The following is a 16,717-nucleotide window of genomic DNA, read 5'->3' as shown; positions in this document are numbered from 1 at the left end:
GGTTAGCCCCGCTTCGCATTGAGAAAACCGCCAAAACGCTTGCGGAAGCGCGCGGCGCTACCGTCCGTGGAGAACGTTTTCTGCTTGCCGGTATAAAACGGGTGCGATTTTGAAGAAACCTCAATGGTGATGTACGGATACGTTTCACCGTCGAGTTCAATTTCGCGGTCGGTCTTAATGGTTGAGCCAACCTTGAAGTATTCATTAGCGCTGGTGTCGTGGAATACCACGGTGCGATAGGCTGGATGGATATCAGGCTTCATCGTAAATCCTTTTTGTTTTGTTATAACATAACAAAATAATATCCAGGCCAGTTCGAAAAAACAACCCCCTCTCGCCGGGCGATATTTTCTCGTTTGCCTGAGATAAAATGAAAACCTGGCTGCCCACGTGCTATAACTATATCATTTCGCGGTAAAATCTTTCTCTTCAGGCAAGGAACTCAATGCCCAGGAACGGGTATACGAGGAAGGACACGACAGCATGAAAACCCGACATCTGGTCAGTCTGGTGACTGGCATACTTATCTTTTCTGTGCTGGTTCCCATTTGCCTGAGCATCTGGCTGGCCCATCGCCAGGCGGAAGATAAGTTTGCCAATGCGCTGGATAACTATGCGTCACGCGTGTTGGTAAGAACCGACAGAGTTGTGGATCAGGCAAAAGAAGCGCTCGATCACCTGCAGGCCTTTGAAGGGGTGCCGTGTAGCCCGTTGCAGTTAAGAGAGATGCGCCGGGTCGCTTTCTCGTGGCGATATGTTCAGGAAGTGATTTATATCGATAACCTCCAGCCGCTCTGCTCCTCCCTCGAGCAAACCAGTCATGCTCCCCCTTTCCCCCCACCGATGCGCATTACCGAAGATGGTTACAGCGCATGGCTGACCACGCAAAACGATCTTGGGTTTAACCGCTACATGGCAGTGCTGGGAAAAGGCCACTACCTTGTCATGGTCGATCCTGCCTCGCTGGTGGACGTTATCCCTTTCGGCGAGATAGCGATTGATGCCGCCCTGGTAGGCACTACAACACACCGCATATTCGCCAGCAGCAGTAAGCTCAATTCTCACATCCGCGACATGGTTCAGGAGCGGGATGTCAAAAGCGTGCAGTACAACGGTTCAATGTACGTCATGAAGTCTGTACCTGAGCTTGGATTTACCGTCGTCGCATGGGCAACGCTCAAACCGCTGGCTGAAACCTGGCACCGGCAGCTTCTTTTCTGGTTACCGTTCGGCATGTTAATAAGTCTGCTCGCCGCGCTGTTTGTCCTGCGGATCCTGCGTCGTATCCAGTCGCCGCGCAATCGCCTGCTTGACGCCATTAACAGCCGGGATTTTGTGGTTCACTATCAGCCCATCGTGGCGCTCAGTAGCGGAAAAATTGTGGGCGCAGAAGCGCTGACGCGCTGGCCGCAGCCAGACGGAAGCAGCCTCTCGCCGGATATTTTTGTCCCCCTTGCCGAGCAAACGGGGCTCATCTCGCAGCTGACGCAGTTAGTCATCGAAAAGGTGTTTGAAGATATGGGCCACTGGCTGCAACGCCAGCCCGATCAGCATATCTCCATTAACCTCGCCCCTGCCGATTTAACCTCCGGCATCCTGCCACCTTTACTGAGTCAGCTACTGAATAAGTGGCAAATACAACCCCGACAAATCGCCCTTGAGCTCACCGAGCGCGGCTTTGCCGATCCCAAAATCAGCGCGCCGGCTATCGCCGCATTCCGCCGTTCGGGGCACCCTGTCTATATTGATGATTTTGGCACGGGCTATTCCAGCCTGAGCTATCTGCAGGATCTGGACGTCGACACGCTAAAAATTGATAAATCGTTCGTCGATGCGCTGGAGTATAAAAACGTGACGCCGCACATCATTGAAATAGCAAAGTCGTTGAAGCTGGCGATGGTGGCGGAGGGCATCGAGACCGCAGGGCAGCTCGCCTGGCTACACCGTCACGGCGTGCAGTACGGGCAGGGGTGGTACTACAGCAAGGCACTGCCAAAAACGGAATTTATTCTTTGGGCAGAAAATAACCTCGGCACGCACGCTACTTAAGATAGGATTTGATCACCCGCAACACCACGCCAAGATCGGCTTCACGCTGCGCTTCTTCAGGCTCTTTCACCACGTGATCGGTTAAATGTCCTTCGATCACCTGCATCATCATGCCATTGACCGCCCCGCGGATCGCCGCCAGCTGCTGTAACACCTCGGCGCATTCGTGATCGCTGTTAAGCATTTTTTCCAACGCGGTGCTTTGCCCCTGAATTTTCTTCAGGCGAGTCAGTAACATCTTCTTGTCTCTAACGGTATGTGACATCTCTGTATCCCTAATTTTTTAGCTTTTAAAGCATATCACGCTCTACTCCCCCTGAGTATTTTTCTACTGGGGGGTAGTATTACGCTACTGGGGGGGAGTAGTATCTCCGCACGCTTTCCACTCCGGAATTTCCCATGACCGATTTTGCTTCACTTCTTCAGCAGGGCAATGCCTGGCTGTTTGTTCCCAGCGCTATCCTGCTCGGTGCGCTGCATGGCCTGGAACCAGGCCATTCAAAAACAATGATGGCAGCCTTTATTGTTGCCATCCGCGGCACGCTGAAACAGGCGGTACTGCTTGGCCTGGCGGCAACGCTCTCCCATACGGCGGTGGTCTGGCTCGTTGCGATGGCGGGATTATGGTTTGGTCGGGGCTGGGATGCGCATACGTCCGAACCCTGGTTCCAGCTGATCTCCGGGGTGCTGATCGTTGCGATCGCCCTGTGGATGGCGTGGCGAACCTGGAAAGAGAGCCAGCCGCACGATCATCATCACGACCATGATAGCCATCACCACCACGACCATGCACATGAACATGAACATGACCACCATCATGATCATCATCACCACGAACACACGCTGATTGAAGAAGAGTGGCAGGACGCCCACCAGCGCGCTCACGCGCAGGATATTAACCGCCGCTTCAGCGGTCAAAATGTCACCACCGGACAGATTGTGATGTTTGGCCTGACCGGCGGACTTATCCCCTGCCCGGCGTCCATCACCGTGCTGCTGATCTGCCTGCAGCTGAAGCATTTCGCCCTCGGCGCGACGCTGGTGTTCAGCTTCAGTATTGGTCTGGCGTTAACGCTGGTCGCTTCCGGCGCGATTGCCGCCTTAAGCCTCAAGCACGCGACCAAACGCTGGCCCGGGTTTAGCGAATTCTCACGTAAGGCACCGTGGATCTCCGCTGCGCTGATTACCGTGGTAGGAATTTACATGAGCCTGCATGGCCTGAGCGGCATTCTGGCGTAAGCCTGCGGCCACGCTCTGTGGCCGCCTCTCCACGGTCAGTTAAGGGTTCTGCTGCCAGCTGAAGGTATAGCGCAGCTGACGTGTCTGCAGAATGAATTCCGGTGCAACGCTGGGGCTCCAGGAGTCGTCGCCGCCCACGCCCATATGGAACGCATCGAGGTTAAGCCAGCATCCCGGCTCTTCCCGGAGCAGATGATGATGGGTTGTCTCCCGCAGCTGCTGCTGGCTGTAGCGGCTCACCGAGAAGTGGAACTGGCCATTTAGCTGATGCGTTCCCAGCGTCAGCTCCCGCGTATCACAGCGCAAACCATTTTCCGTCGGGAAGATATACGGCGTGTGCATCTCCGCCAGGGGTAATGTCCAGCGCCCCTGCTGTGCCGCCAGCTTTCTGTCCGGATAGTTTTCATGCGGCCCCAGCCCCAGCCAGGAGACGTTTTCCGGCGTTTCGGCAAGATGAACGCTCAGGCCAACGCGCGCAGGCTCCGGGATATCAGATGCAATATCGACCTGAATATCGACATGCAGAACGCCTCGCTCGTCCACCCGCCAGACTTTACGGCTCATGAACAGGGCTTTGCCGCGATACTCAAGGACGTGCTGGGTTTTGACCACCACCTCGTCTGCGTGCTGCTCTGCCTCACAGTGCAGAACGCGCGAGGTGAGATCGTACATGCCCGCCGCTTTCCAGCGTTCAACCCAGGCGTTCGGATCGATCTTCGTCGCTTCACTTACGCCAATGTCGTTGTCCAGCGGCGCGCGGCTGACGTTATCCGTCAGAGGTGAAAGCAGCGTTTCAACGCCATTTCGCCACCATTGAGTCAGATTTCCGGTTGCGCGATCGAATTGCCAGCGCTGTTGACGATGGGAGATCTCCTGAACGCGATCGTTTTGCGTCAAGACCGGCGGCTCGCCCACCGGAGCTGGCGGAGCAATAAAGAGTGGAGCCGGCAGCGGCCACTGCTCCCACGCGCAGCGATGGTCAGCCGGTGACCACGGCGTTGCCCGCGGCTGGCGTACTTCTACGTTCAGCCAGACCTCACCCGGCCCGGCTTTCAGCTCCGGCAGGTCGATCTCCAGACGCTGGGTGCCTTCAGGCGACATCAAGAGCGTCACCTCGCCCTCGGCCAGCACGTCCCCGTCACGGGCAACCGTCCAGCTCAGCACTTCGTTATCGGTGTGGCGGAACAGGTAGCCGCTTTGCACCTCAATCACCAGCGGCGAGGTGCTGACCCGCGTAAAGGTGAAGAACTGCTGGGCGCGCTGCGCCTCGTACAGCGCCGGGTGCGGCGTGCGATCGGGGAATACCAGGCCATTGAGGCAGAACTGCCGATCGTTCGGCTTATCGCCAAAGTCTCCCCCGTAGGCCCAGAACGCGTTGCCAGCTTCGTCCTGTTTCGTCAGGGCCTGATCGACCCAGTCCCAGACAAATCCCCCCTGCAGGCGAGGGTGACTGCGAAACGCCTGCCAGTATTTCGCGAACCCGCCAAAGCTATTTCCCATCGCGTGAGCGTATTCACAGAGGATCAGCGGACGCGTTTCGTCCGGCATACCGATCCATTTTTTGATTGACCATTTAGGCACTGCCGGGAAGGGCTGATCCTGATCGACACGGGCGTACATCGGACAAACAATATCGGTAGCCGTCGTGTTCGCGCCGCCGCCTTCATACTGCACCGGACGCGTCGGGTCCGTGGATTTCACCCAGCGATACAGTGCGTCGTGGTTTGCGCCGTGCCCGGACTCATTGCCCAGCGACCAAATGATAATTGAGGGATGATTACGATCGCGCTGCACCATTCGGGTCACGCGCTCGCTCATGGCGGGCAGCCAGCGCGGATCGTCTGCAAGGCGGCTCATCGGCACCATACCGTGGGTTTCGATGTTGGCTTCATCAACAACGTACAGCCCGTAGCGATCGCAAAGCCGGTACCACAGCGGATGGTTCGGGTAGTGCGAGCAGCGCACGGCGTTGAAGTTGTGCTGCTTCATGATTTCGATATCGCGGCGCATGGTCGCTTCGTCCATCACCTGGCCGTTTTCCGGGTGATGCTCGTGCCGGTTAACCCCTCGGATCAGCAGCGGTTTACCGTTGAGCTTCAGCAGGCCATTGCTGATATCAACGCGGCGGAAGCCCACGTCGCACGCCTCAATCTCAAGCACTTCACCCTGCGGGTTGATAAGCGCAATCGTCAGGCGATACAGTTCTGGCGTTTCAGCGCTCCAGAGCGCGGGCTGTTCAACGGGCATCGCCGCCGTTAAGCGCTCTGCCCAGCTGCCGCGCTCGTCGACGATGGCTGACCCTGGACGCCGGGAAACGCAGGCGCATTTTTCCTCCGCGCGCCACAGGGTAAAAACCACCTCGCAGTCTGCAAAGCCAGCGCCTGCCAGCGCGACATCAACCTTCAGCACCGCGCGGTCCAGCTCCTTATTCAGGTCCGTCACCACGTGATAATCGGCAATCCGGGTATCGGGTTTATGCAGCAAAGTCACATCGCGGAAAATGCCGCTCATGCGCCACATGTCCTGATCTTCAAGATAGCTGCCGTCGCACCAGCGCAATACCATGACCGCCAGGCGGTTCTGCCCGGGGCGTAATGCCGCCGAGAGGTCAAATTCGGCGGGCAGTCGACTGTCCTGGGAATAGCCTATCCACTTCCCGTTGCACCACAGATGGAACGCCGAGTTCACGCCGTCAAAGATGATGCGGGTTTGCCCGCTCTGAAGCCAGGCGTCATTCATTTCAAATGTGAGCGAGTAACAACCTGTCGGATTTTCCTGCGGCACAAAAGGTGGGTTAACGGAGATGGGATAGGTGACATTGGTATAGATGGGCGTGTCGAACCCCTGCATCTGCCAGTTTGACGGTACGTGCATTGCGACGGCATCCTCGCAATCCTCAATTGCCCATGCTTGAGGAACCTGCTCCGGCGCTGAAAAATAGCTAAACCGCCATAGCCCGTTGAGAGAGCACCTGCTGGTAGATCCGGCGTCATCTCTGGCGGAAGATTCATTGCGCCAGCTGTGTAACGGCGCATGTGCGGGCAGACGGTTCCACTGGGTGACGCCGGGGTTTTCCCAGTCCCGACGGGCCAGAATGGCGCTGAGGGTCAGCGGTGAAGTGGTGGACATAGTAACCTCTTTGCGAAGCGCTCACAATTTTGGTTAACATGCCCTGGCACCCGGCGATGGTAAAGCGCCCATTCGCAGGGTAGCGAGTCAGATCACAAAGTTTTATTTGCGGGCAATCTGCTCGGCAAGGAGTGCCAGGCTTCTCAGCTGCTCCGCCAGATCCTCGCGTTCAGCCTGCTTCGGGTTGCGGCGTGCGCTTGAATGACGGGTAACCAGCGTCACCGGCAGTTGAACCTGCCAGCACGCCTCCTCCCCGGTGGGGGCCAGCAGCCATTCCACGCTGCGTTCACCCGCATCGCGAAACGCCTGACGAATGGTCGTCAGCGGCGGGGAAAACCAGGCGCTGTCGGCCGTATCGTCAAACCCGACCACCGACATCTGGCCAGGAATAGCGATCCCTTTTTCCGCGCAGGCGCGCATTACCCCGAGCGCCATCTGATCGTTAGCCACCAGAATGGCATCCGGTAATATCGTCCCCGACAGAAGGACATGCCCTTTCTCATAGCCGCTGGCGGCGCTCCAGTCACCGTAAGCCACCTCAGCGGCTTCATACCCCGCGCGGGCCAGAGCGGCTTTCCACCCCCCCAGACGCGCCCGAGCAGAGACCGAGCTTTCCGGCCCGCTCAGCAGAGCAATATGTCGATGCCCCAGCGAAAGCAGATGCTCAACGCCCAGACGCGCCCCCTGCTCCGCGTTAAACACGAGGCTGTTTACCCGCGCTGAAGGTGCCACATCGAGGAACAGCACCGGGACGGGCGACGCCAGTGCCCTGAGTTCTTCGGCGAGCAGATCGTCAAGCGGAACATTCACCAGCAGCGCGTCCACCCGCTGCGCCAGTAGCGCCTGAAGCGCGACCTGACAGTGCTGCGGCTGTTCCACCATGGAGATAAGAACGCTCGCCCCCTGTTCCGCCGCGCGGGATTTTACCGCCGACACAATTTGCGAGGGCGCATGCAGGGCCAGATCGGTGGTGATAAGTCCCAGCGTGCGGGTGCGTTTACCCGCCAGCTGCTGTGCGCGCAGGTTAGGCACGTAGTGCAGCTCCGCCATCGCCTGCTGCACCTTTTCCCGCGTGCGGGCAGAAACATGCTCCGCGTCGTTAATGACGCGGGAAACGGTCTGATAAGAAACCCCCGCAAGGAGGGCGACATCGTAGAGAGTGATAGCTTTCATGCATTGTGGCATCGCGTGAGTCGGGGCCCATTATTGTGGCACAGCGACGCCGTTAAAACATGTGAGCGCTTCGCAAAATTAAACAACCCGCTCCGGCTGAGGTATTTCCGCAATGCGCGGCTTTTGGCGAAACCAGGGCAGACAGAGCTGGATAAGCGGGCCAATGGTCAGGGCATAAAGTACGGTTCCCACGCCAAAGGTGCCGCCAAGCACGCACCCAATCAGCAGGACGGACACTTCAATTGAGGTGCGCACGCTACGAATGGACCACCCCAGCCGGGCGTGAATGCCGGTCATCAGACCGTCGCGCGGGCCTGGCCCGAAACCGGCACCGATGTACATGCTGGTCGCAATCGCGTTCATCACGATGCCCGACACCAGGAAAGCGATTCGAACGGGTAACGATTCCAGTTCCGGGATAAGCGCCATGCTGGCGTCCGCTGCCAGACCGATACAAATCACGTTACTGATCGTGCCAAGCCCCGGCATCTGGCGCAGCGGGATCCACAGCAGCAGCACCGCAGCGCCGGTCACAATAATCACCGTTCCGATAGTCATTCCCAGCTGTAACCCCACCCCAAGGTGAAATACATCCCAGGGGTCGACGCCCAAATCGGAACGAATAAACATCGCGGTGGACAGGCCATACAGTCCTAAACCGACATAGAGTTGTAGCAGACGACGTACCATTTTTATCTTCTCCAGTGAACCAGGCTTTCATCCTGACCTAAAATGGCACTATGATTAATGTCCAGTTTTCAAATAGTGGACTGCATATGTCATCACGCCGCTTCGGAAGTCAGTCTCTGGTACGCCTTTTAGGCCACTGGCAACAAGCCTCATCCCGAACCCCGCTCTGGCGACAGCTGGCCGACGCGCTGCGTTTATTAATCCTTGATGGACGGCTGGCACTGAATACGCGGCTGCCGGGCGAGCGTGAGCTGGCCGCGGCGCTGGACGTGAGCCGTACCACCGTCAGCAGCGCGCTCGCCCACCTGCGTGAAGAGGGATATCTTGAAAGCCGCCACGGCAGCGGGTCACGCGTGATCCTCCCGGATACGCGCGCCGTTCCCACTCTTTCCGCGGCGAGCGCGGCACTGGATCTCTCCACTGCCGCCCTCAATGCCGGGCCGGAGATCCATCAGGCGTATACCCATGCGCTCACGGCCATTACCCAGCATCTCTCGCTGACGGGCTACGATCAGCTAGGGCTGCTGACGCTGCGGGAAGCCATCGCTGCACGCTATACCGCGCGGGGTCTTCCCACCCGCGCGGACGAAGTGATGGTGGTCAATGGCGCCGTCAGCGGCTTCGCGCTGGTCCTGCGGATGATGACCGGGCCCGGGGATCGCGTCGTGGTCGATCACCCCACCTATCCGCTGGCGATTGCCGCCATTCAGGGCGCGCAGTGTCGGCCCGTGGGGGTGTCGCTGCCGGAAACCGGCTGGGATACGGATGGCTTCGCCGCCACGCTTGCCCAAACCGCGCCGCGCCTGGCGTACCTGATGCCGGATTTTCATAATCCGACCGGGCGCTGTATGGATATTGCCACCCGTCAGGCCATCACGGATATTGCAGCCCAAACCCGCACGGCTCTGGTGGTGGATGAAACGATGGTGGATCTCTGGTTTGATGCGCCTCCCCCGCCACCGCTGGCTGCCTTCAACCCGCAGGCCACCGTCATCACTTTAGGCTCTGCCGGCAAAAGCTTCTGGGGAGGGCTGCGTCTAGGCTGGATCCGCGCCTCATCGCGCACCATCGCCACGCTTGCCCAGACGCGGGATACGCTGGATTTAGGCTCGCCGCTGCTGGAACAGCTGGCAATGCAGTGGCTCATTAACAACAGCGAGACGTTTCTGCCCGCACGCCGGAAGATGCTAGCGGAACGGCGCGATCGATGCGGTGACCTGCTGCGAGAACATTTCCCGGAGTGGAAATTCCACGAGGCGGAAGGCGGGCTCTCCTACTGGATAGAGCTACCGGGCATGCTGGCGACACAGCTTGCCGCACGGGCAGAAATAATCGGGATTAACCTTGGAACCGGGACGCGATTTGGTTTATCGGGGGCGTTTGACCGCTATTTACGTATGCCCTTCTCGCTGGAATCGACAGAGCTTGAGCAGGCGTTACTGAGGATCAAACCGTTATGGCTCGCCCTGAATAAAAACGTGCCATCGTTAAAACGCAGCGTAATCTAATATTAAAATATTTGAAGCAGATCATAAAATAAAAACTGCTGACTGTAATAGATGCAGTCAGCAGTTTTCACTGGTCAGTGTTTAATGCTGAGGAGGAATAGGAAAGCCTTTTAGTGAAATAACGAAATTATCACCGTCTTTCTTTATTTTTGCACCGGTATCACACCAGTCAGACGCAATACGAAAGAACTCATCGCTTCCAACATTCCAGCCAAGACGTACATGCTTCACGTAGCCTGAACGCAACAGATCGCAGGCCTCGTTGTAGTCACTGGCAGTTGACAGTTGTTGTTTCATTTTCTCTTCTTCAGAAGTTTACGCAGAGCCTTGATTTCTTTAGGAGTAAAAGGAGAAACACTCTCTTCTTCCGTATGCTGATTATCAATATCCTCTTCCGATACTCCCGCCTCTTCTACTGCTTCGAATGCCAGCAGCAGCAGTTTCTCTGTTGTCACGCTTAAATTCTCGTTATTGAGTTCCGCATAGTGGCGAAGCCTTTCTTTTAGCGCGTCATCAATCTTAACGTTTAATACCGCTGTAGCCATGTTTGTCACTTCCCTTCGGAATAAGTACTTTATTTAATACACGAAGTTAAGAATGTTATCCAGATATAAATTTTTTCGAGTTATGGAAGAAAATAGACGTCCAATTATAAAATGACAGTCTATTATTACAGGTTTATGACAATAATATTTCAGCACGATGAAATATATATTACACGATATAGGCATAGTATTATTGTGGGATAGCAGTCAAAAGTGAGAGGTGAAAGCAGGAAGATTTTATGAGGGCGGAAATGGGTAGGGGCCCTGCCAGCTAAGCTTTTTCTAATAAAACCTATGTATTTCAATGCACTAAAAAGCGGTGGGGCAATGATTTTGTATCACCAAAAGTATACACTGGCAAGCCGTTTTCTCATGCGACAGACACAAAAAAACCGGGGCTGACCCGGCTTTGTATGGCTTTTGACCAAACTCCATCTAAGCTACATTTTCCACTACCATGTAGGATCGCCCAACCTCTTCAATCAGTGGTTGGAGGTTCGTATTGCTGCCTTTGACTGTAAATAGGTCTTCTGGCTGTTCATCTTTTACGGCTTTTTTAACATAACCATAATATGGACGACTAACCGCAGTCCTTAAAGATACCGCCGTACAAGAAGATAAAGCGACCACATTTTCCCCTGTGAACCTGAACACTGGCGGCTCATAGTTTTTGATCACGCTCCGGCAAGAGTTCACAAATTGTGTGAACGCTTCAATTTTACCTGCCAGGGCCATACGACGGGCATGTTCGATCTCATCTACCGTGAGAGCGGGAGCGGAATATCTGTCGCACAAATGGGTGGGCCCTTGACGGCTAGCTATACTCTCATTTTCAGTGTCATAGGGTGCGGTCATGCGGGGAAAATAGCGTTACGGATTAGCTTAATGAGATTGCCGATGCGAAAGCATCGCCCGGCAATATTGAATTCAGGGTGAGAAATAAATCGATCAGGATGCAGGAGGCGTTAACGGCTGAACGTCATTGCTATTCACCCAGCCGTGCGTCATTTTTCCGCTACGGGCGACAAACTCTACCTCTGCCCAGCCAGCCTGGGTTTGTATTACCCCTACTACGTCTCCTTTAACGATCCAGGCTTTACGCCGGGTCGCGGCATCAGGCGTGGAGCTCAGATAAGCCCGCGGGCTGCTTACCTTCATCAGCGTTTGCCACTGTGTCAGCCGCGTCCTCTCCAGTTCCAGACCTGTCGCAATTTCAGGCATCAGCACATTCATACACCCAGCATGGTTTTGCCCATCAGGAATGGCTAATGTGACACCCGCGGTATTCGCGGCAATATGGCCCGCGAGCACAGATGAAGACCATGAAGTGATGGTGTCTGGCTGTTGCGCTGAAACATGGCCTGTCAGAAAGAAAGTGCAGGTACGTTTTACGCTGTCTTCAGCCGATTCAGAGTAATACCCGGTGATATTGCCCGTCGGAGAGACGGCGAGTAACAAACTTTCATATACGCCAGACTGTAGCGTCGTGGCATACGAAGAAAACGCCGCCATTAAGACTGAAAAACCGCAAACTATGCGCATCATTTTAATTTTCATCTCCGCCCCTTCTCCAGGCTTTCATACGTTCTGCGAATTTTAACGTCATAATCACCGAAATCGCTTCCGTTATAGTTGAATGCCATATTATAAAAGTCCTTATTTACCATTGCCGACAGTAGTGAGCTGTTCTTATTGCACAAATGTAAAAAAGCATTTAATTGCTTACCGGCATTTGACTTCATATCTTTTAAAAATGTGCCGAGATCTTTATAACCGCACGATTCGTAATTAAACCCCATAATCTGGAACATCCCCCATGAACACGATTTTATCGCAGCTTCGGCATCAAGTGCGTAAGCCTTCGCCAGGGTATTCCATGCAGAAAGCTGGTCGATATTGTTTTTTTGCCATTCCGGACCCGCTTTCTTTACATATTTATAAGACAAAAAAGGGTGGGTTTGATCGTATTTCCTTTTGGTGTATTTACGGAAAATATGCCCTTCATACGCAATAATCGGTAGATTTAAAGCATTAAACCCAGATCGTCCGCCCGACTCCACAATAGAAAAAGCTTTGATGATATTCAGTTCTACCCGACGATTAAGATTTTCCCAGGCTTCAGTAAAGTCCTGTTCCGTCAGCGATACAGCCCCATCAATACCAGGTGCCATCAGCTTGCTTCGCTCAAGGGTTTCATCTGCTACGTTGTAGCGCTCTTTTCTCAGATAATCGTTAACCAGCTGACGGACGCTATTTTCATTGGCAGAAGGTTGCCTAAAAAATGAAGACGTGAAAGACGATTGTTGGGACGCAAGGGGATATTTCATCGCAGCAGCAACTAATCCACGGAAAGTCTTCCCTTCTGGCTCAATAACCCCATCGGGATGCTGGAAACGCAAATGAATGGACTGAAACTGGCTGATGGTTCTGATCAATGTCGGGGAAATAATCCCATCTTCTGGGATGTCATACTGGATGATAGGCTTAATGAGATTAAACAGGTATTGCACGATAATCACGTCGCGCTGAAAGTTTCCTGCTTTACCTGGCGTTCCTACGGCACTTTTCAATAAAGGTGACAAACGTCTGAGAGAATTATCCATTTCTGAGTACTCATAAATGAAAAAATATACGGTTAGTGGGAAACCGCATCTCGTGATCGACAGCATCAAGCTGCTCACATCCAGCAGGCATTGATACGCCACTTGCGCCGCACCAGGTAAACACTGAAAACAGGAATTATTGGGAGCACAAATGGGTGGGGGCCCTGCCAGCTACATCCCGGCACACACGTCGTCTGCCCTGGCTGCTTCCTTCCGGACCTGACCTGGTGAACAGAGTAGCGTTGCGGGAGAACCAACAGAGCCCCCATTGAGAGCGTTGATAACCAACGCGCTGGCGCATTATCCCTGTGCTAAAGCCCAATTGCAAGCGACCAGCAACCGGATGCTGGTTTCTTGCGCAAACAGGCGCAGCAATCATGAAGATCTTCGTTTACCATAGCGTTCCAGAACCCCCCCACAGGTGAAGGTATGGACGAACACGACTCCTTTCCACAGCGCGTATGGCAAATCGTGGCCTCAATCCCGGAAGGCTATGTCACTACCTATGGTGATGTTGCGCGCCTGGCCGGTTCCCCGCGCGCGGCGCGACAGGTTGGAGGCGTCCTGAAACGGCTACCGGAAGGCAGTACGTTACCCTGGCATCGCGTGGTGAATCGTCATGGGAACATTTCGCTCACCGGGCCGGATCTTCAGCGTCAGCGTCAGGCGTTACTTTCAGAGGGTGTCCAGGTGACAGGGTCGGGTCAGATCGATTTGCAGAAGTTTCGCTGGATATATTGACCCCTCTCCCGGAGGAGAGGGGAAATGCAGAAATTACATCTGAGTCGGTGGGGTTGGCAGAGACGGCTGATTGGTCTGCGGTGCGACCGGTACTTCGGTCTGCTGCACCGGCACCAGGTTCAGGTCGATTTTTGTCCCACCGTTGTTGATTGCTTCCTGAACCGTATCGGTGATAAAGACCAGCTTACCGTTGATGGTTACCGCTGCACTCAGCAGAATACGGGCGTTAGGCTGCACGTCCGACGGGTTATACGGCAACACGAAGCTAAATGGCGCCTGCTTACCTTCTGTACGGACCGCACGCTGGGCCACGACTTTAGACGGCGCGTCGGCCAGGGAAGCATCAGACAGCGTTACCGTTAGTACCGCGTCCGGTGGCAGAGCGACTCTCTGCTTGATCCAGATTGTACCGGAAACGTTAGGCTGCTGAATGGACTGCTGTGAAAGGGTGTTAATCCCGTTCGGATCTGCAGCTGGAACCGGCACCTGGGCGCTCTTACCGGCACAGGCGGACAACGCCACCGCAATAGCTACACCACTAAGCATGGGCACGAGTTTCATTGAAGTCTCCTTATCAATGCACCAGCGGGATCGATCCCATCCGATGTCGTTTCAATCACATAACGTATTCAAGTGTGGCACAGATCACCGATTTATGCCTGAAAACGTGCCGATATTCAGATTATTCTACCCATCGGACCACTTTCATTTCTGCGTTATACTCTGCCTATCTTTCGCTGCGGCGTTTATTGAGGACAACTATGAGTCAGGCACTGAACAATCTGCTGACATTACTAAATCTGGAAAAAATTGAGGAAGGACTCTTTCGCGGACAGAGCGAAGATCTCGGCTTACGCCAGGTATTCGGGGGGCAAGTCGTCGGACAGGCACTGTACGCAGCAAAGGAGACTGTCCCGGCAGACCGTCTGGTGCATTCATTCCACAGCTACTTCTTACGCCCTGGCGATAGCGCAAAACCGATTGTGTATGACGTTGAAGTTCTGCGAGACGGCAACAGCTTCAGCGCACGCCGCGTAGCGGCCATTCAGAGCGGCAAGCCGATCTTTTACATGACGGCCTCTTTCCAGGCGCCGGAGCCGGGCTACGAGCATCAGAAAGTGATGCCCCCGGCTCCGTCACCTGACTCTTTAAAATCAGAGACGGATATTGCTCGCGCGCTGGCGCATCTGCTTCCGCCGCAGGTCAAAGAGAAGTTTCTCTGCGATAAGCCGCTGGAGATCCGCCCGGTTGAGTTCCACAACCCAATGAAAGGGCATACTGCCGAACCGAAACGCCAGGTTTGGATCCGTGCCAACGGGACCGTGCCGGAAGATTTCCGCGTCCATCAGTATCTGCTGGGCTATGCGTCTGACTTCAACTTCCTGCCGGTGGCGCTGCAGCCGCACGGCGTTGGTTTCCTGGAAAAAGGGATGCAGGTCGCGACGATCGATCACTCCATGTGGTTCCACCGTCCGTTCAACATGAATGAGTGGCTGCTTTACAGCGTGGAGAGCACGTCAGCGTCGAGCGCGCGCGGATTTGTGCGTGGAGAATTTTATACTCAGGACGGCGTGCTGGTCGCTTCGACGGTGCAGGAAGGGGTGATGCGTAATCGCGGGTGATTGTGTGCGGCCTGATGCCCTCCCCCTGACCCTCTCCCACCGGGAGAGGGAATACACATTAAAAACGGCAACCTCTGGTTGCCGTTTTGCTGTTTATCAGGCGTTATACGCATTCTCGCCGTGGCTGTTGACGTCCAGACCTTCGCGCTCCTGCTCTTCCGGTACGCGCAGACCCACCGTCATATCCGCCAGCTTATAGCCAATGAAGGCCACAACGGCAGACCAGACAACGGTGATAGCTATACTTTCCAGCTGCACCAGCACCTGATGAACCATGGTGACACCTTCCGCGTAACCCACGCCACCGAGCGATTTCGCGGCGAAGATACCAGTCATGATACAACCCACGATGCCGCACACGCCGTGAACACCAAACACATCGCATGGGTCGTCGACGCGCAGCACACGTTTCAGTGCGGTCACGCCCCACAGACCCGCCAGACCCGAGACCAGGCCAACCAGCAGCGCACCACCGACACCGACATAACCACACGCAGGCGTAATACCGACCAGACCGGCGATGGCACCCGAACAGGCACCCAGCAGAGAAGGTTTACCGCGTACCGCCCACTCGCCAAACACCCAGGAGAGAATCGCACCCGCCGTGGCAACAACGGTGTTCACGAAGGCCAGCGCGGCGATTTCGTTGGCCGCACTCGCAGAGCCGGCGTTAAAGCCAAACCAGCCAAAGTAGAGGATCGCAGTACCGGTAAACACCATCGGCAGGTTGTGCGGTTTAAACGCTTCTTTACCGAAGCCCACGCGTTTGCCAATCAGGTAGGCCCCCACCAGACCCGCTACCGCGGCGTTGATGTGTACAACGGTACCGCCCGCGAAGTCCAGCGCACCATGGGTTGCCAGCAGACCGCCCCCCCAGACCATGTGCGCAATCGGCACATAGGAGAGCGTCATCCAGACCACTACGAAGATCAGAACAGCAGAGAAACGAATACGCTCCGCCAGCGCGCCCACAATCAGCCCGACGGTAATACAGGCGAAGGAGCCCTGGAACGCCACGTGAATATACTGATAGAAGCTGCCCATTAGCGCGGTCAGCTCAATATTTTTCAGCATCACCCAGTCGAAGTTACCAAAGAACGCGTTGCCCGTACCGAACGCCAGCGAGTAACCGTAAACCACCCACAGCACGCAGACCAGCGCAAACGTCACGGCAACCTGCGTCAGCATGGAGAGAACGTTTTTGCCACGGATCAGGCCGCCGTAGAACAGCGCAATGCCCGGAATGGACATGAAAAGCACCAGCGCGGTGCTGATCATCATAAAGGCGTTATCGGCTTTATCAGCCACCGCAGGGGCAGCAGCCAGCGCCAGGCCCGGCAGCAGCGCCAGCGAACCCAGACCCGTTTTAAGTGTTGCTATCTTCATTTTCTCGATCCCTATCACTGTGTGCCAGGCGT

General features: G+C 55.3%; 17 protein-coding genes and 1 other RNA gene. 5 read left to right on the top strand and 13 right to left on the bottom strand.

Going from position 1 to position 16,717, the window contains the following annotated elements; genetic code table 11:
- Positions 1–2: 2 nt before the first annotated feature.
- Positions 3–263, bottom strand: coding sequence for a type B 50S ribosomal protein L31 (locus ELK40_RS05720; protein ID WP_010428154.1), 261 nt, complete (start codon positions 261–263; stop codon positions 3–5).
- 220 nt (positions 264–483) lie between these two features.
- On the opposite strand from ELK40_RS05720, the gene ELK40_RS05715 reads away from it, so the two are divergent.
- Positions 484–2,049 carry an EAL domain-containing protein gene (locus ELK40_RS05715; protein WP_127729792.1) on the top strand — a complete coding sequence of 522 codons (1,566 nt, stop codon included), beginning with the start codon at positions 484–486 and terminating at the stop codon, positions 2,047–2,049.
- On the opposite strand, the gene ELK40_RS05710 is transcribed toward ELK40_RS05715, so the two are convergent.
- Positions 2,042–2,314, bottom strand: a complete 273-nt coding sequence (locus ELK40_RS05710; protein WP_115874368.1) for a metal-sensing transcriptional repressor — start codon at positions 2,312–2,314, stop codon at positions 2,042–2,044. The genes ELK40_RS05715 and ELK40_RS05710 overlap by 8 nt on opposite strands.
- A 134-nt stretch (positions 2,315–2,448) precedes the next feature.
- Between ELK40_RS05710 and ELK40_RS05705 the strand changes: the two genes are divergently transcribed.
- Positions 2,449–3,288 (top strand): nickel/cobalt efflux protein RcnA, encoded by an 840-nt coding sequence (locus tag ELK40_RS05705; RefSeq protein ID WP_115874367.1) that lies wholly within the window; start codon positions 2,449–2,451, stop codon positions 3,286–3,288.
- A 39-nt stretch (positions 3,289–3,327) separates the two neighbouring features.
- Here ELK40_RS05705 and ELK40_RS05700 read toward each other — a convergent pair whose 3' ends face one another.
- The 3 genes from ELK40_RS05700 to ELK40_RS05690 all read right to left on the bottom strand — a co-directional run bounded on the left by ELK40_RS05700 (position 3,328) and on the right by ELK40_RS05690 (position 8,280).
- The gene (locus tag ELK40_RS05700; RefSeq protein WP_127729790.1) at positions 3,328–6,417 is read right to left on the bottom strand and encodes a beta-galactosidase; all 3,090 of its coding nucleotides are present in this window, start codon (positions 6,415–6,417) and stop codon (positions 3,328–3,330) included.
- A 102-nt stretch (positions 6,418–6,519) separates the two neighbouring features.
- Entirely contained in the window at positions 6,520–7,590 is a 1,071-nt protein-coding gene (locus ELK40_RS05695; RefSeq protein ID WP_127729788.1) for a LacI family DNA-binding transcriptional regulator, read from the bottom strand.
- A gap of 78 nt (positions 7,591–7,668) precedes the next feature.
- Positions 7,669–8,280 (bottom strand): hypothetical protein, encoded by a 612-nt coding sequence (locus ELK40_RS05690; protein ID WP_111963402.1) that lies wholly within the window; start codon positions 8,278–8,280, stop codon positions 7,669–7,671.
- Between the two features lie 86 nt (positions 8,281–8,366).
- Here ELK40_RS05690 and ELK40_RS05685 point away from each other — a divergent pair, with 86 nt between their 5' ends.
- The gene (locus tag ELK40_RS05685) at positions 8,367–9,788 is read left to right on the top strand and encodes a PLP-dependent aminotransferase family protein (RefSeq protein ID WP_127729786.1); all 1,422 of its coding nucleotides are present in this window, start codon (positions 8,367–8,369) and stop codon (positions 9,786–9,788) included.
- 81 nt (positions 9,789–9,869) lie between these two features.
- Here the strand turns inward: ELK40_RS05685 and ELK40_RS05680 are convergent, their stop codons facing one another.
- The 6 genes from ELK40_RS05680 to ffs form a co-directional block, all read right to left on the bottom strand.
- The gene (locus ELK40_RS05680) at positions 9,870–10,085 is read right to left on the bottom strand and encodes a hypothetical protein (RefSeq protein WP_023310588.1); all 216 of its coding nucleotides are present in this window, start codon (positions 10,083–10,085) and stop codon (positions 9,870–9,872) included.
- Positions 10,082–10,333, bottom strand: coding sequence for a hypothetical protein (locus tag ELK40_RS05675; protein ID WP_032638522.1), 252 nt, complete (start codon positions 10,331–10,333; stop codon positions 10,082–10,084). The genes ELK40_RS05680 and ELK40_RS05675 overlap by 4 nt, the downstream gene beginning before the upstream one ends.
- A gap of 435 nt (positions 10,334–10,768) precedes the next feature.
- Positions 10,769–11,188, bottom strand: a complete 420-nt coding sequence (locus tag ELK40_RS05670) for a hypothetical protein (RefSeq protein WP_244599404.1) — start codon at positions 11,186–11,188, stop codon at positions 10,769–10,771.
- Between the two features lie 93 nt (positions 11,189–11,281).
- Positions 11,282–11,890 (bottom strand): hypothetical protein, encoded by a 609-nt coding sequence (locus ELK40_RS22850; RefSeq protein WP_127729783.1) that lies wholly within the window; start codon positions 11,888–11,890, stop codon positions 11,282–11,284.
- On the bottom strand, positions 11,887–12,936 hold the full coding sequence (locus ELK40_RS05660) for an N-acetylmuramidase family protein (RefSeq protein WP_023326799.1): 1,050 nt from the start codon (positions 12,934–12,936) through the stop codon (positions 11,887–11,889). Before ELK40_RS05660 ends, ELK40_RS22850 begins: the two co-directional genes overlap by 4 nt.
- 162 nt (positions 12,937–13,098) lie before the next feature.
- Positions 13,099–13,195: signal recognition particle sRNA small type (gene ffs / locus ELK40_RS05655), an RNA gene on the bottom strand.
- A 170-nt stretch (positions 13,196–13,365) separates the two neighbouring features.
- Here ffs and ELK40_RS05650 point away from each other — a divergent pair.
- Positions 13,366–13,677, top strand: a complete 312-nt coding sequence (locus ELK40_RS05650; protein WP_032664021.1) for an MGMT family protein — start codon at positions 13,366–13,368, stop codon at positions 13,675–13,677.
- Between the two features lie 33 nt (positions 13,678–13,710).
- Here the strand turns inward: ELK40_RS05650 and ELK40_RS05645 are convergent, their stop codons facing one another.
- Positions 13,711–14,238, bottom strand: a complete 528-nt coding sequence (locus tag ELK40_RS05645) for a YbaY family lipoprotein (protein WP_024906833.1) — start codon at positions 14,236–14,238, stop codon at positions 13,711–13,713.
- Between the two features lie 200 nt (positions 14,239–14,438).
- On the opposite strand from ELK40_RS05645, the gene tesB reads away from it, so the two are divergent.
- Positions 14,439–15,299, top strand: a complete 861-nt coding sequence (tesB, locus tag ELK40_RS05640) for an acyl-CoA thioesterase II (protein WP_023310585.1) — start codon at positions 14,439–14,441, stop codon at positions 15,297–15,299.
- A gap of 96 nt (positions 15,300–15,395) precedes the next feature.
- Here tesB and amtB read toward each other — a convergent pair whose 3' ends face one another.
- Positions 15,396–16,685: an ammonium transporter AmtB gene (gene amtB / locus ELK40_RS05635; RefSeq protein ID WP_115874359.1), complete on the bottom strand. Its 1,290-nt coding sequence runs from the start codon at positions 16,683–16,685 to the stop codon at positions 15,396–15,398.
- Positions 16,686–16,717: the final 32 nt, after the last annotated feature.

Origin of the sequence: Enterobacter sp. N18-03635 (assembly GCF_004006055.1) — a bacterium.
GTDB classification, from domain to species: Bacteria; Pseudomonadota; Gammaproteobacteria; order Enterobacterales; family Enterobacteriaceae; genus Enterobacter; species Enterobacter vonholyi.
Note: the sequence above shows the minus strand (reverse complement) of the source record. Positions and strands in the feature narration are given on the sequence as shown.